This window comes from Nocardiopsis sp. MT53 (assembly GCF_019598965.1).
In the GTDB taxonomy this organism is placed as follows: domain Bacteria; phylum Actinomycetota; class Actinomycetes; order Streptosporangiales; family Streptosporangiaceae; genus Nocardiopsis; species Nocardiopsis changdeensis.
On sequence record NZ_CP080599.1, the window covers coordinates 4,472,351 to 4,493,303 of the forward strand.

Sequence of the window (20,953 nt, forward strand, 5' to 3'; positions counted from 1 at the left end):
TTGACCGGCCCGAGCATCGAACCCAAGGCCCACAGCCACGGCCTCGGGGACATCCCGTTCTCCAAGCTCGCGACCCACGGGTCCTTCGACGTGAACGACTTCCCCGTCCCCAACGGCCGCGAGGAGGAGTGGCGGTTCACCCCGCTGCGCCGCCTCAAGGGCCTGCACGACGGCAGCGCCGTCGCCGACGGCACCGACAAGGTCGACATCGACGCCCCCGAGGGCGTCACCGTCGAGACCGTCGGCCGTGACGACGCCCGTCTGGGCACCGCCGGCATGCCGGCCGACCGCGTCATCGCCCAGGCCTACTCGTCCTTCGAGCAGGCCACGGTGGTGACCGTCGCCCGCGGCGCCGCGCCGGACCGCCCGGTCACGATCAGGCGCGAGGCCCAGGGGGGCACCCGCTACGACCAGTTCGTCATCGACGTCCAGCCGCTGGCCGAGGCGATCGTCGTCCTGGAGCAGACCGGCACCGGCGTGCGCGCCGGCAGCGTGGACGTCCACGTCGGCGAGGGCGCCCGGCTGACCCTGGTCAGCCTCCAGGACTGGGACCGCGACGCCGTCGACGTCACCCAGCACAACGCCCAGGTCGAGAAGGACGCCACGTTCAAGTCGATCGTCGTCACGCTCGGCGGCGACCTGGTCCGGCTCTCCCCGAAGGTGGCCTACAAGGGGCGCGGCGGCAACGCCGAGCTGCACGGCCTGTACTTCACCGGCGACGACCAGCACCACGAGCACCGCTCGCTCATCGACCACAACATCTCCAACACGCGCTCGCGGGTGGAGTACAAGGGTGCGCTGAGCGGCAAGGGCGCCCACGGTGTGTGGATCGGCGACGTCATCATCGGCGAGGGCACCACCGGCACGGACTCCTACGAGCACAACCGCAACCTCCAGCTCACCGACGACACCCGCGTGGACTCGGTGCCGAACCTGGAGATCTTCACCGGTGAGGTGGAGGGCGCCGGCCACGCCGCCGCCAGCGGTCGCCTCGACGACATCCACCTGTTCTACCTGCGTTCGCGCGGCATCCCGGAGGACGAGGCGCGCCGCCTGGTCATCCGCGGCTACTTCCTGGAGCTCATCAACCGCATCCCGGTCGAGGAGCTCGCCGAGGAGATCATGGCCAAGGTCGAGCGGAAGCTGGCCGCGCATGAGTGACGCCGGTCGCTGGGTGAAGGTCGCCGAGCTCGCCGAGATCCCCGAGGAGGGGGTCCTCGGGGTCGAGACCGACGACGAGACGCCCATCGCACTGGTCCGGTCCGAGGGCGAGGTGTTCGCGCTGCGGGACGTGTGCTCGCACGCGGAGGTCCGCCTGTCCGAGGGCGAGGTCGAGGACGGCACCATCGAGTGCTGGCTGCACGGCTCCTGCTTCGACCTGCGCTCGGGGGCGCCGATCAACCCGCCCGCCACCCGGCCGGTCCCCACCTACGACGTGAAGATCGACGGCGACGACGTGCTCGTGTCGTTGGACGAGAAGAATTCCTGAGGCTGAAATGACGAAGTTCGAAATCCGCGGTCTGCGCGCCGACGTCCTGATCGGCGAGGACGAGCGCCGAGAGATCCTCAAGGGCGTCGACCTCACCATCAACTCCGGTGAGACCCACGCCATCATGGGCCCCAACGGCTCGGGCAAGTCCACTCTGGCCTACGCCATCGCCGGGCACCCGCGCTACGAGATCACCGACGGCGAGGTCCTCCTCGACGGCGAGAACATCCTCGACATGAGCGTGGACGAGCGCGCCCGCGCCGGCGTCTTCCTGGCCATGCAGTACCCGGTCGAGGTCCCGGGCGTGTCCATGTCCAACTTCCTGCGCAGCTCCGTCACCGCGGTGCGCGGCGAGGCCCCCAAGCTCCGCCAGTTCTCCAAGGAGCTGCAGGGCGCGATGAAGGACCTGTCCATCGACCCGGCGTTCGCCGCCCGCGGCGTCAACGAGGGCTTCTCCGGCGGCGAGAAGAAGCGCCACGAGATCCTCCAGCTGGAGCTGCTCAAGCCGAAGGTCGCGATCCTGGACGAGACCGACTCCGGCCTGGACGTCGACGCGCTCAAGGTCGTCTCCGAGGGCGTCAACCGCGCCAAGGAGAACAACGACCTGGGCGTCATGCTCATCACGCACTACACCCGGATCCTCAACTACGTGAAGCCGGACCACGTCCACGTCTTCGCCAACGGCCGCATCGCCGAGTCCGGCGGCTCCGAGCTGGCCGACACCCTGGAGGCCGAGGGCTACGAGCGTTTCGTGAAGGCGGGCGCATAACCCATGACCACGGTCCGCGAGTTCGGTGGGGCCCCAGGCCCGCTCGACGTCGCGGCGATCCGGAAGGATTTCCCGATCCTGTCCCGGACCGTCCGCGACGGGCGTCCGCTGGTGTACCTGGATTCCGGGGCGACCTCGCAGAAGCCCCGCCAGGTGCTGGACGCCGAGCGTGAGTTCTACGAACGCCACAACGCGGCGGTGCACCGCGGTGCGCACCAGCTCGCGGAGGAGGCGACCGACGCCTACGAGGCGGCGCGGGAGACCATCGCCCGCTTCATCGGCGCCGACGCCGGAGAGGTGGTGTTCACCAAGAACGCCACCGAGGCGGTCAACCTCGTCGCGTACGCGATGGGCAACGCCGCCACGGCGGACGAGGGCCTGCGCCGCTTCCAGGTGGGGCCCGGCGACGAGATCGTCGTGACCGAGATGGAGCACCACGCCAACCTGGTGCCCTGGCAGGAGCTGTGCCGTCGCACCGGGGCCACCCTCCGGTGGTTCCCGGTGACGGACCAGGGCCGGCTGGACCTCTCGGACCTCGACACCCTCGTCGGCGAGCGCACCAGGGTGGTCGCCTTCACGCACCAGTCCAACGTGCTGGGCACCGTCAACCCGGTGGCCGACATCGTCGCCCGGGCCCGCGAGGTGGGGGCCCTGACGGTGCTGGACGCCTGCCAGTCGGTGCCGCACATGCCGGTGGACGTGGCGGAGCTGGGTGTGGACTTCCTGGCCTTCTCCGGGCACAAGATGCTCGGGCCCAACGGCATCGGCGTCCTGTGGGGGCGCCGGGAGCTGCTGGAGGCCATGCCGCCGTTCATCACCGGCGGGTCCATGATCGGTGTGGTCCACATGGAGTACTCCACCTGGGCCGAGCCGCCGCAGCGGTTCGAGGCCGGGGTGCCGATGGCGCCGCAGGCGGTGGCCCTGGCCGCGGCCTGCGACTACCTGTCGGCCGTGGGCATGGACCGCATCGCCGCCCACGAGCACACGCTGGTGGAGTACGCGCTCAAGGCGCTCTCCGACGTCGAGGGGCTGCGCCTCATCGGCCCCGCGGACGCCGTGGACCGCGGCGGCGCGGTGTCCTTCGAGGTGGAGGGCATCCACCCGCACGACCTCGGGCAGGTGCTCGACGACCGCGGGGTGGAGGTCCGGGTGGGACACCACTGCGCCTGGCCGCTGCACCGCGCCCTGGGCGTGCACTCCACCACGCGCGCGTCGTTCTACCTCTACAACACCACGGAGGACGTGGACGCTCTCGTGGCGGCCGTCAGGGCCGCGCAGGAGTTCTTCGGAACCCGGGGCTAGGGCCCGCGTCCCGCGGACGGGTCCGGGCCCCGCAGACCCCGGACCCGCCCGCGGCGGAACGCAGGGCGGAAGAACGACGAGGAAGACCCGCACATGCAGCTGGACGCGATGTACCAGGAGATCATCCTGGACCACTACCGGAACCCGCACCACAAGGGGCTGCGGGATCCGCACAACGCCGAGGCGCACCACATCAACCCCACCTGCGGGGACGAGGTGACGCTCCGGGTGGCGCTGACCCCGGCGCAGGGGGACGGAACGCTGGACGACCGGGCACTGGTCAGCGACGTCTCCTACGAGGGCATGGGCTGTTCGATCAGCCAGGCCAGCACGTCGGTGCTGACCGACCTGCTGATCGGGCGCACGGTGGCCGAGGGGATGCGGACCCTGGAGGCCTTCAACGAGCTCATGCACTCCAAGGGCAAGGGCGAACCCGACGAGGAGGTCCTGGAGGACGCGGTCGCGTTCGCCGGGGTGTCCAAGTACCCGGCCCGGATCAAGTGCGCCCTCCTCGGATGGATGGCGTGGAAGGACGCGGTAGCGCAGTCCCTGGAGAAGGAAGGCGTCTGATGTCAGCGAGCGAGAACGAGACCACGACGACCGAGGCCGCACCGGCCGAGGTCCCGCTGTCCCCCGAGGCCGAGGCGCTCGTCGAGGAGATCGGTGAGGCCCTCAAGGACGTCATCGACCCCGAGCTCGGCGTCAACGTCGTCGACCTGGGGCTGCTGTACGGGGTGAACGCCGACGACTCGGTGATCACCCTGGACATGACCCTCACCAGCGCCGCCTGCCCGCTCACGGACGTGATCGAGGACCAGGCCACCAGCGCGCTGGAGGAGTTCGAGCGCGAGGTCAAGATCAACTGGGTCTGGATGCCGCCGTGGGGTCCGGACAAGATCACGGACGACGGGCGCGACCAGCTGCGCATGCTGGGCTTCAACGTCTGATCCGTCCGACGGCCGAACGGGCCGGGCACCCTCGCGGGGTGTCCGGCCCGTCGCCGTGTCAGCGGGCCTTCTGGGTGACGGCCACACAGGCCAGGACCACGAGGACGGTCGGCAGGGCGCCGGCGCCGGGCCGCTCGCCCAGGAGCAGCACCGCCCAGGTCAGGGTGAGCAGGGGCTGGACCAGCTGGATCTGCCCGGCCCGCGCGACGCCGATCAGGCCCATGCCCCGGTACCACGGGACGAACCCGCCGAACTGGCTGACCAGCGAGAGGTAGACCAGCCCGGCCACCGCCGAGGGGGTCGGCGCGGCCGGCTCCAGGACCAGGGCGGCGGCGGTGGCGGGCAGGCTGAGGGGCAGGGTGAGCACCAGGCCCCAGGCGATCACCCGCCAGCCGGGCATCGAGGCCGCCAGGCGGCCGCCTTCGGCGTACCCGTAGGCGCAGGCGAGCAGGGCGCCCGCCAGGAACAGGTCCCCGAGCCCGGGGGAGCCCCCGGTGCGGGCGAGGGTGAACCCGGCCACGGCCGCGGCGCCGACCCCGGCGGCGATCCAGAACGCGGGGGAGTGGCGGGTGCCGCCCAGGAGGGTGGCCAGGACGGCGGTGGTCACCGGGAGCAGGCCGACGACCACGGCGGCGTCGCCCGCGCCCGTGTTCCCCAGCGCCAGGGAGGTCAGCAGTGGGAAGCCCACCACACAGCCCGCGCCGACCGCCGCCAGCGCGGGCAGCTGCGCGCGGGTGGGCAGCGGCGCGCGGACGGCGGCCAGGCATCCGGCCGCGATCAGCCCGGCGACCGAGGCCCGCAGCACGGCGGTGGTCCACGGGCCGAAGCCCTCCAGGGCCAGGGCGGTGGAGGGGAGGGTGAAGGAGAAGGCGACCACTCCGAGGAGGGCCAGGACGGCGCCGTGCGGAACCGCTACCGAAGAACTGGTGGTAGCGCTATCGTGTGCTTTCATGAACAAGGGTAGCAATGGCCGGGATCTGACCGAGACCCTGCGTCGGGAGTTCGAGCGCTACGCTCCCGGGGAGCGGCTGCCCGCCAGCCGGACCCTGGTGGAGCGGCACGGGGTGGGGCCCGTGACCCTCTCCCGGGCGATGGCCCGCCTGGTCGCCGAGGGACTCGTGGTCACCCGCCCCGGCGCGGGCTCCTTCCGGGCCGGCGAGCCCGTGCGCCGGCCCGTGCGGGACACCTCCTGGCAGGAGGTCGCCCTGGACGCGGTGCCCGAGGCGGGCGGGGTCCCGCGCGGCCCGGACGACTCCGGGTTCCTCGCCACCCTCGCCCCCGCCCCGGCCGGCGTCGTCCCGCTGAACGGCGGCTACCCGCACGCCTCACTGCGGCCGGACCGGGAGCTGGCCGCCGCCGCGGCCCGGGCCGCCCGCCGCCCCGGCGTGTGGGGGAGCCCGCCGCTGGAGGGGGTGGCGGAGCTGCGCGACTGGTTCGCCCGGGAGATCGACGGGACCTCGCTGGACGCCTCGCACGTGCTGGTCACGGCGGGCGGGCAGAGCGCCCTGTCCACCGCGCTGCGGGCGCTGGCCCGGCCCGGGGCGCCGGTCCTGGTGGAGTCGCCGACCTACCCGGGCCTGCTGGCCATCGCCCGGTCCCTGGGCATGCGCCCGGTGCCGGTCCCGGTGGACCGGGACGGGGTGCGGGTGGAACTGCTGGTCGAGGCGTTCGCCGCCACCGGTGCCCGGGTGCTGGTGTGCCAGCCCCTGTTCCACAACCCGACGGGGGCGGTGCTGGCGCCCGAGCGCCGCGCCGGGGTGCTGCGCGCCGCCCGGGAGGCGGGCGCGTTCGTGGTGGAGGACGACTACGCCCGGCGGCTGGCGCACACCGACGCCCCGCCCCTGCCGCCGCCCCTGATCGCCGACGACCGGCACGGGACGGTGGTGCACGTCCACTCGCTGACCAAGGCGTCCTCGCCCGGGCTGCGGGTGGGCGCCCTGGCGGCGCGCGGGCCGGTGCTGCGCCGGCTGCGCGCCGTCCAGGTGGTGGAGTCCCTCTTCGTCCCCCGGGTCCTCCAGGAGACGGCCCTGGAGCTGGTGGGCTCCCCGGCCTGGGGGCGGCACCTGCGGGCGCTGGCCGAGGGGCTGACCCGGCGGCGCACGGCGGTGGCGGCCGCCCTGCTGGAGCGGGCGCCGGCGGTGGAGCAGGTGTTCCGGCCGGGCGGCTACCAGGTGTGGGCGCGCCTGCCCGACGGCACCGACGAGGACGCCGTCGCGGAGGCCGCGCAGCGGGCCGGTGTGAAGGCGGCGTCCGGCAGGCCGTTCTTCCCCGGGGAGCCGCCCGCGCCGTACCTGCGCCTGGCCTACGCCGGCACCTCGGGGCCGGAGGAGGCCGCCGAGGGGGCGGTCCGGCTGGCGGCGGCCCTGGACGCCGCCCGGGACCCGGCCTAGAAGGGGCGGCGGGCGCCGGCCGGGTCCGCCAGGGCGTGCACCTCGGCGGCGACCTCCTCGGGGCCCTCGACGGCGCGGCCGAAGGGCAGCCGGACGTCGTGGTCGCCGTCGGGGCCCTCGAAGCGCAGGGTCAGGCCGTAGCGGTCCACGCCCAGGGGGCGGGGCGGGACCGGGGGGACGTCCCCGGGGCAGGCCTCGGCCAGCGCGGCGAGCAGGTCCGGGTGGTCCTCCTCCAGGTGGCGCAGCCAGGGGCCCTCCCAGCGGCCCAGCGGGTCCGGCCGGGCCCGGAGGAACTCGTCGTTGCCGAGAAGGTGGCAGCCCTCGGCGTCGGAGTGCACCACCAGGTAGGGGTCCATGGCGACCATGGTGCGGCCGTGGCCGATGTCGAGCAGGCGCTCGTCGGGGTCGTCGCGGATCAGCCGCAGGGCCCGCATGCGCGCCGTCGCCTCGTCCAGCGCGGTGAGGGTGCCGCTGATCCACAGCAGCGAGCGCGTGGGGTCGCGCAGCGCCACCGCGCTGGTGTCCGTGAACTCGACGGTGGCCGCGGTGCGCCCGCGGGACATCTCGTCCAGCAGGTGGTGGCGGTCGGGGAGCAGCAGGCTCACCGTGCCGCCGGGGTGTACGTGGCAGGCCGGGTCGACGAGGTGGAGGGTGCCGCTCTGGGTCGTGACGGTGGCCGGGTTGGGCCGGGCCAGGACCGCTCTGGCGCGTTCGGCCGGGGAGGGGGCCAGGTGCCGGGAAGTATGCAGGGGAACCACCTCAACTATGCTTAGGTAAGGCTAACCTACAAGAATGGTGAGGCGGGGGGAAAGTCCCGGAGGGTAAAAAACCAGGCCCCCGGTCGGGGGACCGGGGGCCTGGGCGGTGGGGTTCTAGTGGGCGGCGAACAGGCCGGCGCGCAGCTCGCCCGCGATGTCGTTGTCGCCCCGTCGGGTGAGCAGCTCCACCAGGGACTGCGGATCGGTCGGGGCCCGCTCGTCGCTGTCGGTGATCCGGCGGGAGAGGATCTTGAGCGCCTCCTCGGTGGAGGACGGCGCCGTGTAGCCGCTCAGGTGCAGTGCCCGCGCGGTCGGCGAGTAGTTGCTCAGGTCGGTCGCCGGCAGCTTGCGCGCGTCCAGCCGGTCGCCCGACACGGTGATGAAGACGCGGTCGCCGGGCTGGGCGGCCTGGCGGCGCAGCAGCGGCCGCAGCGAGTCGAACGCGGGCTGGTCGCGCCAGACCAGGACCAGCAGGTCCGCGCCGGGCGCGGTCAGGCACAGGAGCCGTCCCGGCTGCAGGCCCAGGTGGGTGGCGTACCCGGCGGGCACCGCCACCGGGGCGCCGTTGAGGTGGTCGGCGGTGATGTCGATGCGGTGCCACCACCGGCCGTCGGGCGCCCGGAAGCAGCGGGCCGCCATGGCCGGGTCGCCCGGGACCGGCCGCGCCGGGGCGGCGGGCGGTGCCATCGGGGCCGGGGCGGGCGGCGGCTGCTCCGGCGGTGCGGGCATCCGCATGCCCGCGGGGGCCGCGAACGGCGCGGGCGCGGGGCGTACGGGCTCCGGCGCCGGGCCCGGGCCGTCGGGGCGGCGGCGGATCGGCAGCCCGTTCTCCGTGGTGGCCCCCGAGTCGTCCGCGGTGTGCCCGGGCTGGCCGCCGGGCGCCTCCATCGGGACCGACGGGTCCACGAGCACGCGCCCGTCCTGCAGGCTCACCCCGGGGGTGCTGAGCAGCCAGGCGCGCAGCTCCTGCTGGCGGATGCCGATCCGGCCCAGCCGGATGCCCGCCTCGGTCAGGCCCGGCCCGTCGGCCAGCAGCTCGCGGGTCTGCCAGCGCAGCCGGCCCGGGTCGTCGGCGATGAGCCAGCCGTTGTGCATGCGCCGGTCGGTGAACAGGGTGATGACCACCCGCCACAGCGGCGTGTTCAGGGTGGGCACCTCCACCGGGTGGTCGGGGTGGGCGTTGATCAGCCGGTCGATCGTGGTGGCCGTGCCCAGCTGCTCCGACAGGTCCCGCAGGTGCTTGGTGATGGGTGCGCCCTCGGGCGAGTTCAGCCAGCGCAGCAGCCGCTCCTCGACCTTGCGCTGGGCGGCGCGGATGTCGGTGACGTCCACGGCGATCTGCTCCGACAGCACCCGGATGCTGATGGGGTCGGTGGCGAACAGGCGCTCGGCGGCCACCGTCCGCTCCAGGTCGGGCCAGGAGCGGAACATCTCCTCGACCATGTCCACCAGGGGGTGCTCGCCCAGGGCCGGGGCGGCCGGGCGCTCCTCCTGCTCGGGGCGGTGCTTGGGCGGCCCGAAGCTGGGTCTGCGCAGGGTCCGCCCGGGACCCAGCAGCGAGCTGCGGAACTGCGAGCGCAGATCGCCCACGCCGTTCCCGGCCGAGACCTCGGCCTCCAGCGCCGCCCCCGGGATCATCGCGGCGGAGCTCACCATGGCCATCGGCACCGGCTCGTGCCCGCCGACGGCGACCGGCAGGGGGGCCTCCTGGTGCTCCTCGTCGCGCTGGGCGCGCAGCGCCCGCAGCGTGCGGATGGCCCGGGTGGCCGGGGTCTGCGGCGGAGTCGGGTCGCCTCCGACGCCCCCGGAGGCCGAGGCCTGGTCGGAGCCGGTGGCGGTGGTCAGGTAGTCCAGGGCGCTGCGCACGTGCTCGGGCGCGGTGTCGGGCAGCCAATGCGCGATGGTGCGCACCGCCTCCAGCATCAGCGCGGGCGAGGGGGCGGGGCCGCCGGGCAGGTCGCCGCAGGGCTGCAGGGCCCGCCAGGCCACGGTGCTCACCACGTCCATCACGCGGCAGTCGCCCAGGGGCCAGGAGCCGATCTCCTGGGGAGGGCTGGAGATGAGGTGGTCCCAGTCGCCGGCCGTCGACAGCACGGCGCTGCGCACCGGCTCGGCGAGGTCCTCGCAGTGCACTTCCTGGGAGCGCAGGTTCGGCAGGAACTCGGCCAGGGGCACGTGCGCCCACTGCTCCACGGCCAGGCGCGCGATCCCGTGCGCCAGCCAGGGCGGACCGGCGATCTCCAGGACCCTGGCGACCGGCAGCGAGTGCCACCAGCCGTCGATCAACCGGTCATGGTGGAGCAGTGGAGCCACGTCCGGCGACCTCGACCACCGCAGCGCGGGTGCGAGGTCGACGAGGCAGATCGGAGAGACGGCGTTCATCCGCTGGGGACCTCGACCTCCTGGTGTCTGCACGTGAATTGGGGAGGAACCGCACGGGCCTTCGGTTCGATGCACCACAGTACGCGCCCTTCACCCGCTGGGGGGACCCGTCCGGAGGACGGGCGGGGATGCCAGGGGTGGGCACGGCGGCCGGGGGACAGGGGTGCCGTGAGCACTTCTCGGAGATCGTACGTCCCTTGACGCCACATGGGTACCCCCAGGCCGTCCCGGTCCGGGCGGAGGGCGCCCCGGCGGCGGGCCGGCCGTCTCCCCGGTACGGGAACGGGGGCACATGCGACTGCAAGAATATGTGATCCACCTCATAAAGGACATTCGGCTCTTCCACCGGTGTGCGGCCGTTGTTGTTCACGGAGCCTTCACGCCTGCTCCCCGTTCCCGCAACGGGGGAGGACTACCGGAGACGGAGGATGCAGGCGCGCCCCACCAGCGCGTTCGGTGACCGGCACGCCTTCGTCGGTCCCGGGTATGCTGGATGGGCACTGTCCTCGCCCGAACGACCTTCGAGCCGGGTGGCCGCCCCGCGGCCGCAGGGGTCGACGGTGTTTCGGAGACGGGGGGCGACCCACCGCGACCCGTACCAGGATTCCGTACCCGCGCACCCTACGGCGCCCAGTCGGCGTGGGACGGTCGAGCCGGATGATTGGTTGACGTGACAGACCTTGAGATGAATCCCCCCGTGACCGCTCCCGCGCGCAGACCGGAGCCCATCCGGTCCTATGTGGCGATCGGTGACAGCATCACCGAGGGGATGGAGGACGACAGCGGTCCCGGCGGCCAGTACCGCGGTTTCGCGGACCGGCTCGCCGAGCACCTGGGCCAGGTGACCGCGGACTTCCGCTACGCCAACCTGGGTGTGCGCGGCCGCCGTATGAAGCACATCTTCGGCGAGCAGCTCGACCGGACCCTGGAGTGGAAACCCGACCTGGTCACCGTGCTGGCGGGCGGCAACGACGTGCTGCGCCCGGGCACCCACCTGGACGACCTGGCCGAGGAGTTCGAGCGGGGCATCCGCCGCCTGCGCGACGCGGGCATCCGCACCGTGATCCTGTCCGGTCACGACACCGGGTGGATCCCCGTGCTGCGCTACTACCGCGGCCGCATCGCCGTGTTCAGCATGCACATGCGCGCGATCGCCGAGCGCACCGGGACCGAGATCGTCGACATGTGGGCGCTCAACGCCCTCACCGACCCCCGGGCCTGGAGCGAGGACCGGCTCCACCTCAACGGCACCGGCCACCAGATCGTCGCGGCCCGCATCGCCGACCTGCTGGGCTTCCCGATGGGGCCGCGCGAGTCCTGGACCGACCCCTGGACCACCCCGCCCCGGCAGCTGCCCGCCATCCTGCGCCGCCGGGAGAACCGTCGCTGGGCCCGCCAGTACCTGGTGCCGTGGCTGCGCCGCCGGGCCATGGGCCGCTCCTCGGGCGACGGCCTGCTGCCCAAGCGCCCCGAGCTGGACTACCTCAACGACGAGGCGTCCCGCGAGCGTATCGCCCGCGCCATCGCCGAGGGCCGCTCCCCGCTGCCCCAGGTGGAGGAGGCCGCCGAGCAGCCGACCAACAGCCCGTCCGGCGTCAAGGGCCCCGAGCCCCTGCGCTGAACCCGGCCGCACGCGCCCCGCCCCGGACCCCGGTGCGGGGCGTCGCCGTTCCCGGGCCCGTCCGCGCCCCTGCCCCGGCTTCGGGCGGACCGGCGGGGTTCCGGAGGCCCGGAGGAGACGGCCGCGAGGAAGGGCCGCGGCCGCGGGCCGTCCGTCGAGGTCACCGACGCGGGACCGAAGGCCCCCGCTCCGGAAGGGCGCCGGGTGAGGCGGCGGTGCTTCGGCCGCCGGGCCCGTCCGCGGAGCGCGGGTCCGAAGGGAGACGGCTGCGAGGAAGGGCCGCGGCCGCGGGCCGTCCGTCGAGGGCACCGGGCGGGGCGGCGGTGCTTCGGTCGCCGGGCCCACGGGTCTGAAAGGAGACGGCCTAGCTGCGGGAGAGGGACTGGATGAGGTCGCTGATGTGGACCACGCCCAGGCACTGCCCGTAGGTGTTGACCACCACGAGGTCGTCGTAGACGCGTTCGGTGTCCTGGCCGGCGACGCGCAGCGCGGCGATCGCCGACATCCACGCCGGGACCGTGCGCGGCGACTCCGCCAGCCGGATCGCGGGGCGCTTGGCGTGCAGGGCGTGCCCGTAGCGCCCGGTCACCGACAGCAGGAACCGGGTCCGGTCGATCACGCCCACCGGGCGATCCCGGTGGTCGATGAGGATCGCGCTGTTGAGGGCCTTGTCGTCGGTGAAGGCCTCCAGGATCTGCTCGGCCGTGGTGTCGGCGTCGAACCCCACCGGCGGGACCATGAACTCGGTGACCCGCGGGCCCTCGTCCCCCGCCCGCTCCTGCCCGGCGGTCGGCTCCGGCACCGGGGTCACCCGCTCCCCGGGCCGCCAGGCGGCGTCGGCGAAGAACGGGCCGGTGCCCACCTTCACCCCGCAGCGGCGCAGCCGCACCACGTCCTCGGCGGTGTCCACCCCCGCGGCCATGGCGTACACCCCGCTGCCGCGGCCGATCCGGGCCAGGCCCTCCACCACGGTGGCGTGCCGCTGGTCGGCGGCCACACCCGAGACCACGCCCGGGTCGATCCGCATCAGGAACGGCGCCGCCTCGACGACCAGGTCCGGGCGCACCATCGCGGTGCCGAAACCGCACCGGAAGCCCGCGCTGCGCAGCCGCGCCACCCCCGACACGACGATCTTGCGGGGCAGGTCGGCCAGCTCGGCCCCGAGCATGAACGTGATGTCGCGGGGCCGCCGCCCGGCCCGGCGCAGCAGGCTGTCCACCAGGTCGACGAACCCATTGCGCGCCATCAGGGTCCGCGCGGGCAGCGGCAGCACCAGCGGGAGCAGGCTCTCGGTCCCGGCGGACTCGCGCACCAGGGACAGCAGCCACTCCGCGATGGCCTCCATCTCCTCCGGAGGCATCTCCAACGGCCCGGCCCCGGTCCCGGCGGGGGCGGGGGAGATGATCTCGACGGCCACGATGGCGCCCGAGTCCAGGTCGACGATCGGCTGGAAGCCGAACGGCGTCCGGTCCGGACGGGGTGCCGGTCCGGCCGCCCGGGGAGCTGTCACCGTGGGGGCCCGGTGCGAGTGCGCTGTGGTCACCTCTCCATGGTGACGACACGCCCTGCGTACCTGAAGGCGTTTTCGCGGCTGTTCAGCTCACCTTCACGGGCCGTTGGTCGGGTCCTCCCCCGACAAGGAGAAGGGCCCCGCCAGCGGGCGGGGCCCCGTGCGTCCGCGGACGCGGTGTCGCCGGGTCAGGCCCGGCGGAACACCAGCGCGACGTTGTGGCCGCCGAACCCGAAGGACTCGTTGATCGCGGCGACATCGCCGGAGGGCATGTCCCGGGGCTTGTCGCGGACGATGTCCACCGCCACCTCCGGGTCCAGCTCCTGGATGTTGATGGTCGGCGGGATGCGCCCGTCGTGCAGCGCCAGGATCGTGGCGATCGACTCCACCGCGCCCGCGCCGCCCAGCAGGTGGCCGGTCATGGACTTGGTGGAGGTCACCGCGACCCGGTCGGCGGCCGCACCCAGCGCGGCGCGGATGGCGCGGGTCTCGCCCACGTCGCCCGCCGGGGTGGAGGTGGCGTGCGCGTTGACGTGCACGATGTCCTCGGGGGCCAGGTCGGCGTCGGCCAGCGCCTGGGTGATGGCTCGGGACTGGCCGGCGCCCTCCGGGTCGGGCTGGACGATGTCGTAGGCGTCGTTGGTGTAGCCGACACCGGAGGCGTGCGCGTACACGCGGGCGCCGCGCTTGGCGGCGTGCTCGGCCGACTCCAGGATGACGATGCCCGCGCCCTCGCCCATGACGAAGCCGTCGCGGTCCTTGTCCCAGGGGCGCGACGCCGTCTGCGGGTCGTCGTTGCGGGTGGACAGGGCGCGCATCGACGCGAACGAGGCGATGTTGAGCGGGTGGATCGCGGCCTCGGTGCCGCCCGCGATGACGATGTCGGCGCGGCCGGCGCGGATCATGTCGACACCGTTGGCGATCGCCTCGGCGCTGGAGGCGCAGGCGCTGACCGGGACGTGCGAGCCGGCACGGGCGGTGTACTCCAGGCTGATGGCGGCGGCCGGGCTGTTGGGCATGAGCATGGGCACGGTGAACGGGGAGACCCGCCGCCAGCCCTTCTCACGGAAGGTGTCGTACTGCTCCAGGATGGTCAGGATGCCGCCGATGCCGCTGGAGACCACCACGCCCAGGCGCAGCGGGTCCACCTCCGGGGAGCCGGCGTCGGCCCAGGCCTCGCCGGCGGCGATGAGCGCGAACTGCTGTGTGCGGTCCAGGCGGCGCAGCCGGGGCTTGGGGAGTTTCTCCGAGGGTTCCTGCGCGATGCGCCCGGCGAAGTGCACCGGGAGGCTCTCGTGCCACTCCTCGGGCAGCGTGCTGATGCCGGAACGGCCGTCGAGGAGCGCGGACCATGTGGTCGCGACGTCCCCCCCGAGCGGGGTGGTGGCGCCGAGGCCGGTGACGACGACATCGGTCTTTGCCATGATCCGATCGCCCTTCGTGGGTCGGTCCCGGCTGCGGGGCCGGGCGTGGCGGATGACTGGGGTGGTCCGGCGGAGTGGGCCGGTCGGGTCGCCGGGCCGGGTCATCGGTCCCCGGCGACCCGGACGATCACTTCTGGATGAAGGTGACGACGTCCTGGACCGTCTTGAGGTCCTTGAGCTGCTCGTCGGGGATCTCCACGCCGAACTTGTCCTGGGCGGCGACGGCGATCTCCACCATGGACAGCGAGTCGATGTCGAGGTCGTCCACGAAGCTCTTCTCCGGGGTGACCTCGGAGGGGTCGGTGCCGACGATCTCCTCGATGATCTCGCCGAGGCCTTCCAGGATCTCCTGCTCGCTGAAAGTCTTCTGCTCGCTGGAAGCCATGTTCTTCTCCTTGCGTGTGTTCTGTGAACGGGGATGCGGTCCGGATCTTCGGCCGCGTGCCTCAGGGGATGCGGATCACCTGTGCGGCATAGACCAGCCCCGCGCCGAAGCCCAGGGTGAGGACGGTGCTCCCCGACGGGAGCTCCCCGCGTCCGATCATGCGCGACAGCGCGAGCGGGACGGACGCGGAGGAGGTGTTGCCAGCGGTGACGATATCGCGGGCCACGAGTGCCTGGGGCGCGCCCAGCTTCTTGGCGATCGACTCGACGATCCGCAGGTTGGCCTGGTGCGGGACGAAGGCGGTGAGCTCCTCGGGGGCCACCCCGGCGCGCTCCAGCGCCTCCAGCGCGGTCTTGTAGAGCTCGGTGGTGGTCCAGCGGAAGACCGCCTGGCCCTCCTGCCAGAGGTACTTGTGGTCGCGCAGGTGGATCTTGTCGGCGCGCTCGCCGGAGGAGCCCCACACCACCGGGCCGATGGCGTTGTCCTCCGAGGCGGAGACCACGGCCGCCCCGGCGCCGTCGGCGAAGATCACACAGGTGGAGCGGTCCTCCCAGTCCACCCAGTCGGAGAGCTTCTCCGAGCCGATGACCAGGACGTTGCGGGAGCTGCCGCCGCGCACCATGTCGGCGGCCACGCCCAGGGCGTAGCAGAACCCGGCGCAGGCGGCGTTGAGGTCGAACGCGCCGGGGGCGACGATGCCCAGCCGGGCGGCGACGGTCGCCGCGGTGTTGGGGATCTGGTCCTGCGGGGTGCAGGTGGCCACGATCACCAGGTCGATGTCCTCCGGGGACAGCCCGCCGGCGGCCAGGGCCTTGCCGCCCGCGGCCACGGCCATGCTCGCCACGGTGTCCTCGGGCCCGGCGATGCGCCGCTCCTTGATGCCGACGCGGCTCTGGATCCACTCGTCGCTGGTGTCGACCCGCTTCTCCAGGTCGGCGTTGGTGACCACCTGGGCCGGCTGGTACTCGCCGAAGGAGCGGATGGCCGCGCCGCCGGGGATGCTCGGGGTGGGGAACATGGGTCAGCCTTCCTGGTCGGTGCCCGCGGCGGAGGTCCCCGCGTGCTCCTTGATGAGGACGCCCGCGCGCTCGATGTCCTCGGGCGTCTTCACCGCGAGGAGGTCGATGCCGCGCAGGGCGCGCTTGGCCAGACCGGTGAGCGTGCCCGCGGGGGTCAGCTCGATGAGGGCGGTGACGCCCAGATCCGCCAGGGTCCCCGTGCAGGCGTCCCAGCGCACGGGGGAGGAGATCTGGGTGACCAGCCGGTCCAGGTACTCCTTGCCGCCCTCGACCACCGCGCCGTCGGCGTTGGACAGGATCGGCACCACCGGGTCGGAGGGCGACAGCAGGCCCGCGGCCGCGCGCACCCGCTCCACGGCCGGGGCCATGTGCTCGGTGTGGAAGGCGCCCGCCACCGACAGGGGGCGCAGCCGCGCCTTCTCCGGCGGGTTCTCGGCGAAGGCCGCCAGCTGCGCGGTGGTGCCCGCGGCGACGATCTGGCCCGAGCCGTTGTCGTTGGCCGGGGTGAGCCCCGCGGCGGCGATGGCCGCCAGCACCTGCTCGCGGTCGCCGCCCAGGACGGCGGTCATACCGGTCTCGGTGCGGGCGGCGGCGTCGGCCATGCCGCGGCCGCGCTCGGCGACCAGGGACAGGGCGTCCTTGGGGGAGAGCACACCGGCCACCGCGGCGGCGGTGAACTCGCCGACGCTGTGGCCGGCGACGGCGTCCACCAGGGAGGCCTCCGCCGGCAGGGCGGGGGAGGGCGAGGTCAGCGGGCTCAGGACCGCCGACGCCGCGACCAGGCCCGCGGCGACCAGCAGCGGCTGGGCGACGGCCGTGTCGCGGATCTCGTCGGCGTCCGCGGTGGTGCCGTAGCGCACCAGGTCGAGCCCGACGACCTCCGACCACGCGGAGAGCTGGGCGGCGACGCCGGGCAGCTCGAGCCACGGGGAGAGGAATCCGGGAACCTGGGCACCTTGGCCGGGAGCAACGATTACAAGCACGACATCCACCTTGCCCTGTAGGAGATCACCGGTTGGAGGGGGAGGCACACGAAGTTCCCTCGGGGGTGCTTGTGGGAACCCCACAAACCCGTGTTCGACGTGTGTCCACAAGCCCGCAGGCCGGTGAGAGGGGTCACCCTCCGACCGTACATCCCCGCAGCCCGGGGGCTCTCCCGCCGCCGTCCGGAGGGCTTCAGCCCCGGAGCGCCGGGGTGGACCGCAGCCCCCGGGGGCGGGGGATGCGAACCTAGAGGGGTGAACACCGATGAGAACGCCGGGACCGACGAGCAGGAGCGCGTCCGCGCCGAGACGGTCCGCCGCCTGGAGCGCTCCATGGGCGCCCTGGGCACCGCCGCCGTCGCCCGCATGGAGGAACGCCTCGGCTGGTTCCGCCGGATGTCGGCCCAGGACCGGTCCTGGGTGGGCCTGGTCGCCCAGTCCGGGGTGGCGGCGTTCGTCGACTGGTTCCGCAACCCCAGGCGCGGGCGCCCCGCCATCACCGTCGAGGTCTTCGGCACCGCTCCGCGGGAGCTGACCCGGTCGGTGTCCCTGCAGCAGACCGTCGACATGATCCGCGTCGTCATCGACGTCGTCGAGGGCCAGGTCGACGAGCTGGCCGCGCCCGGCGGCGCCCAGCAGCTGCGCGAGGCCGTGCTGCGCTACACGCGCGAGGTGGCGTTCAGCTCCGCCAAGGTCTACGCCCGTGCCGCCGAGGCCCGCGGGGCGTGGGACGCCCGGCTGGAGGCGCTCATCGTCGACGCCCTGCTGCACGGCGACCGGGAGGACGGGCTCCAGACCTGGGGGTCGGCACTGGGCTGGTCGCTCACGCCGGTGGTCACGGTGGCCGGCGAGATCGCCGAGGGCGACGACGCGACCAAGGTCCTGGACGACCTGCGCGCCGCCGCGCGCCGCCTGGGGCACGACGTCCTGGCCGGCACGCAGGGCCGCCGTGTGGTCGTGGTGGTGGGTGTGGGGGAGCGCTACCCGGCCGAGGACCTGCCCGGCGCCGCCGCCGAGCCGCTGACCGGGCTGTTCGGCCCGGGACCGGTGGTGGTCGGCCCGGTCGTGCCCGACCTGCGCTCGGCCGGGGCGTCGGCACGGGCCGCCGTCAGCGGGCTGCGGGCCGCGGTGGCCTGGCCGGACGCGCCGCGCCCGGTGTCGGCCGCCGACCTGCTGCCCGAACGGGCGTTCCAGGGGGACGCCGAGGCGCGCGCCCAGCTGGTCCGGGAGGTGTACCTGCCGCTGGCCGGGGCCGGGTCGCCGCTGCTGGACACCCTGTCGGTGTACCTGGAGCACGCGTCGTCGCTGGAGGCCACGGCCCGCATGCTGTTCGTCCACCCCAACACGGTGCGCTACCGGCTCAGCCGGATCGCCGAGCTGACCGGGCACACGCCCTCCGACGGGCGGGGCTCGTTCGTGCTGCGGGTCGCCGTCGCACTGGGACGACTCTCCGAGGCCGCCGACGGTTGACATGGGATGTGTCATTCATCCCTGATCGGCCGCGACCCTGTCGTCCGGGGAACCCGGGACGTAACCTGATCGTTAGTCCGCCATGCGTGCGCCCTTATCCGGGTTTCACCTGCGCCGGGTATGTCTATTACTGCCCGTGTGCGCCCGGGGACCGCATGAAAAGGGATAGCTTTGTAACGGTGAAGCGCGAGGTCCTCCCGGTCTGAGGGCACTCCCGGGCGGGGACCCGCGCACACCGTCGGGTCACGACGTTCTTGGGGGGTCAACGCTGTGGTCGAACGGCCGAGGAAGTGGTCCTGGACCGACAATCCTGTGACCGAGTTCGTGCTCCAACCGACGCAGGAGGGCGAGCTGCGCAGACGGGTGCTCTTCTGGCTGCCCGCACCGCTCCTCGCGGTCGGCCTGGTCGCCCTGTTCGTGGGCGGCTCGTTCTCGGCCGCGGGGTGGACGATCCTGCTGGCGACGAGTGTGGGCGTGGGCACGCTGCTGATGTCCCTCATCGTCCAGCTCACGCCGCTGCCCGAGGGCCTGGCCCCGCCGGTGTCCGCCCGCCGGGCGCTGCACCGGTTCCGCCAGTTCACCGGGCTGCGCATCGCGCTGGCCCTGTCCACGACGGCGATCGGCGCCGCCGCGGCGCTGGTGGGCGGCGGGCTGTACCCGCTGCTGGCGGCCCTGGCCCTGGCGCTGCCGCAGATGCTGCTGGCGATGCCCACCTTCTTCACCATCACCCGTGCCCGCCGCGCCATGGAGGCGTGGGGCACCACCGCCTACCTGTGGCACGCGCTCTCGCGTCCGGCCAAGGTCACCTGGCCGATCGCCACCCCGGCGTACCGGGCCTGGCGCTCCCGCCGGGCCGAGCGCTCCCGCGAGTCCATGCGGCAGAAGCTCGCCGAGCGGGCCTGGCGCAAGGCCGTCCGCGAGGAGACCGAGAACGCCGAGGAGCCGGAGGTGCGGGCCGCCAACGAGCGCACCGACCTGCTGCGCCCGGTGGTCCCGCCGACGGCCCCGTCGGCGGCCGGAGCGGACGAGCCCACCGAGGTCGTCCCGCACCTGGGCGCCGACACGGCCGGGGACGCCCCCCGGGACACCGCGGGTGACGGCGAGGAGCCCACCGCGGCCCTGCCGCACCTGACCGAGGTCGAGCCGACCGCGGTCCTCCCGCACCTGGGCGGGGACTCCGCCGCGGAGGACGGGGAGCCCGGCGCCGGGACCGAGGACGAGGCCGAGGAGAAGCGCGGGGCCTCCGGGCCGCGCGCCACCGTCAACCGGGCCGCCCGGCAGTTCATCGAACGCGGCAGCGGGGCCCTGGGCCTGGCCGTCCGCAAGACCCGCCGCGGCCACTCCGCCACCCGGCCCCACCCGCACAAGCCCTGACCCGTTCCGGAGCCGCCGCCCCGACCCCGCGGCCCGCTCCGGATCACGGTCCCGTCCCGCCTCCCGCCGCCCCGCCCCGCGGCAGCACCCCCGGCGCGGGCCAGCGCCCCCGGACCAGCCGCCACAGCCGGTTGCCGCTGTGGGCGGCGGGCAGCTCCGACCAGGGGCCGCGCGGGCGCAGGACCACCACCTGCCGCACCGCCCGCAGCAGGGAGTACAGGCGCAGCCGGTCGGCCAGCCGCGGGTGCGCGAACAGCTCCGGGTAGTGCAGGGCCAGCCCCTCCAGGAGTTCGGGCCGTTCCGGTCCCCCGGCGAGCGCCGCGGTGTCGGCCCGCTCCACCGGGGCCCGCAGCTCCAGGTCGGGCGGGCCCGCCCGGACCCGCTCCCAGCCCAGCAGTGTCAGCGCCCCCTCGTGCCACCACAGGTCCGCGGGGCGGGCGCAGCCGTGCACCGGGCCGTGCGCGGCCGGATCGTCCACCACCGGGGCCGCGTCGGCCAGGGCGGTGACCATGTCCCGTGCGGCCGCCAGCACGCCCCTGTCGACACCCGGCAGTTCCAGGGCGTGGTCCACCAGGGCCAGGCCCCGCTCCACCGGCAGCGGGACGGTGTCCGCGCCGACGGGCGGCGCCGGGCCGCCCGGGGAGGACTCCGGGCGGGCGGCGAGCGCCGCGGCGACCTCGGCCGGGGGCGACCAGGTGTGCAGGGCGCGCAGGGCGGCGGCGTACCCCCGAACCGCGGAGCGCCGTCGGACCGTGTCCAGGGACGGCCAGGCCTCGTGCAGCGGGCGGCCCGGCGGCCGCCGCGTCACCGAGTAGGCCAGCGGAGGGCCGCCGTCCGCCGCGCGGCCGTGGCCCAGCGGTTCCGGGTGGGGCACCTCCGCCGGCAGGTGTCGCAGGACCAGCGCCTCCCGGTCGGCCCGGCCGAGGTCACCGCCCCATGCCACCCGCAGGACGACCGGGCCGAGGAACAGGTCGTCGAACGCCCATACGTCCTGGGAGCCGCCGCCCAGCCGCCGCGGCGGGGCGTGGAAGGCGAAGCGCAGTCCGCCGGCCTCGGCGGCGCGCGCGAGCCGGTCGATCCGGTCGGTCCATGCGGGGGAGGGCGGGGGCACAGGGGGCCTCTCGTGGTCG

19 protein-coding genes are annotated in these 20,953 nt (G+C 74.1%); 10 read left to right on the forward strand and 9 right to left on the reverse strand.

Annotation, left to right across the window (positions count from 1 at the left end; translation table 11 throughout):
• The 6 genes from sufD (at position 1) to K1J57_RS19935 (ending at position 4,507) form a co-directional block, all read left to right on the forward strand.
• The gene (gene sufD / locus K1J57_RS19910) at positions 1 to 1,161 is read left to right on the forward strand and encodes a Fe-S cluster assembly protein SufD (protein WP_220560079.1); all 1,161 of its coding nucleotides are present in this window, start codon (positions 1 to 3) and stop codon (positions 1,159 to 1,161) included.
• The gene (locus K1J57_RS19915; RefSeq protein WP_220560080.1) at positions 1,154 to 1,489 is read left to right on the forward strand and encodes a non-heme iron oxygenase ferredoxin subunit; all 336 of its coding nucleotides are present in this window, start codon (positions 1,154 to 1,156) and stop codon (positions 1,487 to 1,489) included. The genes sufD and K1J57_RS19915 overlap by 8 nt, the downstream gene beginning before the upstream one ends.
• A 7-nt stretch (positions 1,490 to 1,496) precedes the next feature.
• Positions 1,497 to 2,258: a Fe-S cluster assembly ATPase SufC gene (gene sufC / locus K1J57_RS19920; protein WP_220560081.1), complete on the forward strand. Its 762-nt coding sequence runs from the start codon at positions 1,497 to 1,499 to the stop codon at positions 2,256 to 2,258.
• A gap of 3 nt (positions 2,259 to 2,261) precedes the next feature.
• Entirely contained in the window at positions 2,262 to 3,560 is a 1,299-nt protein-coding gene (locus tag K1J57_RS19925; RefSeq protein ID WP_220560082.1) for a cysteine desulfurase, read from the forward strand.
• A 93-nt stretch (positions 3,561 to 3,653) separates the two neighbouring features.
• Positions 3,654 to 4,130, forward strand: a complete 477-nt coding sequence (gene sufU / locus K1J57_RS19930) for a Fe-S cluster assembly sulfur transfer protein SufU (protein ID WP_220560083.1) — start codon at positions 3,654 to 3,656, stop codon at positions 4,128 to 4,130.
• Positions 4,130 to 4,507 carry a metal-sulfur cluster assembly factor gene (locus tag K1J57_RS19935; protein WP_220560084.1) on the forward strand — a complete coding sequence of 126 codons (378 nt, stop codon included), beginning with the start codon at positions 4,130 to 4,132 and terminating at the stop codon, positions 4,505 to 4,507. The genes sufU and K1J57_RS19935 overlap by 1 nt, the downstream gene beginning before the upstream one ends.
• 58 nt (positions 4,508 to 4,565) lie before the next feature.
• Here the strand turns inward: K1J57_RS19935 and K1J57_RS19940 are convergent, their stop codons facing one another.
• Positions 4,566 to 5,459 (reverse strand): DMT family transporter, encoded by an 894-nt coding sequence (locus tag K1J57_RS19940; RefSeq protein WP_220560085.1) that lies wholly within the window; start codon positions 5,457 to 5,459, stop codon positions 4,566 to 4,568.
• On the opposite strand from K1J57_RS19940, the gene K1J57_RS19945 reads away from it, so the two are divergent.
• Positions 5,458 to 6,897, forward strand: a complete 1,440-nt coding sequence (locus K1J57_RS19945; protein ID WP_220560086.1) for a PLP-dependent aminotransferase family protein — start codon at positions 5,458 to 5,460, stop codon at positions 6,895 to 6,897. The genes K1J57_RS19940 and K1J57_RS19945 overlap by 2 nt on opposite strands.
• Here the strand turns inward: K1J57_RS19945 and K1J57_RS19950 are convergent.
• Both K1J57_RS19950 and K1J57_RS19955 read right to left on the reverse strand, forming a co-directional pair.
• Positions 6,894 to 7,655 carry a DUF2470 domain-containing protein gene (locus K1J57_RS19950; protein WP_370634462.1) on the reverse strand — a complete coding sequence of 254 codons (762 nt, stop codon included), beginning with the start codon at positions 7,653 to 7,655 and terminating at the stop codon, positions 6,894 to 6,896. The two genes, K1J57_RS19945 and K1J57_RS19950, sit on opposite strands and share 4 nt — an antisense overlap.
• 114 nt (positions 7,656 to 7,769) lie before the next feature.
• On the reverse strand, positions 7,770 to 10,037 hold the full coding sequence (locus K1J57_RS19955) for a hypothetical protein (protein ID WP_220560087.1): 2,268 nt from the start codon (positions 10,035 to 10,037) through the stop codon (positions 7,770 to 7,772).
• Between the two features lie 739 nt (positions 10,038 to 10,776).
• Here K1J57_RS19955 and K1J57_RS19960 point away from each other — a divergent pair.
• Positions 10,777 to 11,658 carry an SGNH/GDSL hydrolase family protein gene (locus tag K1J57_RS19960; protein ID WP_255647208.1) on the forward strand — a complete coding sequence of 294 codons (882 nt, stop codon included), beginning with the start codon at positions 10,777 to 10,779 and terminating at the stop codon, positions 11,656 to 11,658.
• Positions 11,659 to 12,022: 364 nt separating this feature from the next.
• Here the strand turns inward: K1J57_RS19960 and K1J57_RS19965 are convergent, their stop codons facing one another.
• The 5 genes from K1J57_RS19965 to K1J57_RS19985 all read right to left on the reverse strand — a co-directional run bounded on the left by K1J57_RS19965 (position 12,023) and on the right by K1J57_RS19985 (position 16,979).
• Positions 12,023 to 13,168 (reverse strand): EAL domain-containing protein, encoded by a 1,146-nt coding sequence (locus K1J57_RS19965; RefSeq protein WP_255647209.1) that lies wholly within the window; start codon positions 13,166 to 13,168, stop codon positions 12,023 to 12,025.
• Positions 13,169 to 13,356: 188 nt separating this feature from the next.
• A complete protein-coding gene (gene fabF, locus K1J57_RS19970; RefSeq protein WP_220560091.1) occupies positions 13,357 to 14,592 on the reverse strand; it encodes a beta-ketoacyl-ACP synthase II in 1,236 nt (411 codons plus the stop codon).
• Between the two features lie 127 nt (positions 14,593 to 14,719).
• Positions 14,720 to 14,977: an acyl carrier protein gene (locus K1J57_RS19975; protein WP_220560092.1), complete on the reverse strand. Its 258-nt coding sequence runs from the start codon at positions 14,975 to 14,977 to the stop codon at positions 14,720 to 14,722.
• 61 nt (positions 14,978 to 15,038) lie between these two features.
• Positions 15,039 to 15,995 carry a beta-ketoacyl-ACP synthase III gene (locus K1J57_RS19980; protein ID WP_220560093.1) on the reverse strand — a complete coding sequence of 319 codons (957 nt, stop codon included), beginning with the start codon at positions 15,993 to 15,995 and terminating at the stop codon, positions 15,039 to 15,041.
• Positions 15,996 to 15,998: 3 nt separating this feature from the next.
• Positions 15,999 to 16,979 carry an ACP S-malonyltransferase gene (locus K1J57_RS19985; RefSeq protein ID WP_220560094.1) on the reverse strand — a complete coding sequence of 327 codons (981 nt, stop codon included), beginning with the start codon at positions 16,977 to 16,979 and terminating at the stop codon, positions 15,999 to 16,001.
• Between the two features lie 255 nt (positions 16,980 to 17,234).
• On the opposite strand from K1J57_RS19985, the gene K1J57_RS19990 reads away from it, so the two are divergent.
• Both K1J57_RS19990 and K1J57_RS19995 read left to right on the forward strand, forming a co-directional pair.
• Positions 17,235 to 18,449 carry a CdaR family transcriptional regulator gene (locus tag K1J57_RS19990; RefSeq protein ID WP_220560095.1) on the forward strand — a complete coding sequence of 405 codons (1,215 nt, stop codon included), beginning with the start codon at positions 17,235 to 17,237 and terminating at the stop codon, positions 18,447 to 18,449.
• A 312-nt stretch (positions 18,450 to 18,761) separates the two neighbouring features.
• Entirely contained in the window at positions 18,762 to 19,823 is a 1,062-nt protein-coding gene (locus tag K1J57_RS19995; protein WP_220560096.1) for a hypothetical protein, read from the forward strand.
• A gap of 43 nt (positions 19,824 to 19,866) precedes the next feature.
• On the opposite strand, the gene K1J57_RS20000 is transcribed toward K1J57_RS19995, so the two are convergent.
• Positions 19,867 to 20,934 (reverse strand): phosphotransferase family protein, encoded by a 1,068-nt coding sequence (locus K1J57_RS20000; RefSeq protein ID WP_220560097.1) that lies wholly within the window; start codon positions 20,932 to 20,934, stop codon positions 19,867 to 19,869.
• Positions 20,935 to 20,953: the final 19 nt, after the last annotated feature.

Bases quoted from the DNA above. Each gene is read 5' to 3' on its own strand.
- K1J57_RS19915 (WP_220560080.1), top strand. From the start codon at position 1,154: ATGAGTGACGCCGGTCGCTGGGTGAAGGTCGCCGAGCTCGCCGAGATC.
- sufC (WP_220560081.1), top strand. From the start codon at position 1,497: ATGACGAAGTTCGAAATCCGCGGTCTGCGCGCCGACGTCCTGATCGGC.
- K1J57_RS19925 (WP_220560082.1), top strand. From the start codon at position 2,262: ATGACCACGGTCCGCGAGTTCGGTGGGGCCCCAGGCCCGCTCGACGTC.
- sufU (WP_220560083.1), top strand. From the start codon at position 3,654: ATGCAGCTGGACGCGATGTACCAGGAGATCATCCTGGACCACTACCGG.
- K1J57_RS19935 (WP_220560084.1), top strand. From the start codon at position 4,130: ATGTCAGCGAGCGAGAACGAGACCACGACGACCGAGGCCGCACCGGCC.
- K1J57_RS19945 (WP_220560086.1), top strand. From the start codon at position 5,458: ATGAACAAGGGTAGCAATGGCCGGGATCTGACCGAGACCCTGCGTCGG.
- K1J57_RS19940 (WP_220560085.1), bottom strand. From the start codon at position 5,459: ATGAAAGCACACGATAGCGCTACCACCAGTTCTTCGGTAGCGGTTCCG.
- K1J57_RS19955 (WP_220560087.1), bottom strand. From the start codon at position 10,037: ATGAACGCCGTCTCTCCGATCTGCCTCGTCGACCTCGCACCCGCGCTG.
- fabF (WP_220560091.1), bottom strand. From the start codon at position 14,592: ATGGCAAAGACCGATGTCGTCGTCACCGGCCTCGGCGCCACCACCCCG.
- K1J57_RS19975 (WP_220560092.1), bottom strand. From the start codon at position 14,977: ATGGCTTCCAGCGAGCAGAAGACTTTCAGCGAGCAGGAGATCCTGGAA.
- K1J57_RS19980 (WP_220560093.1), bottom strand. From the start codon at position 15,995: ATGTTCCCCACCCCGAGCATCCCCGGCGGCGCGGCCATCCGCTCCTTC.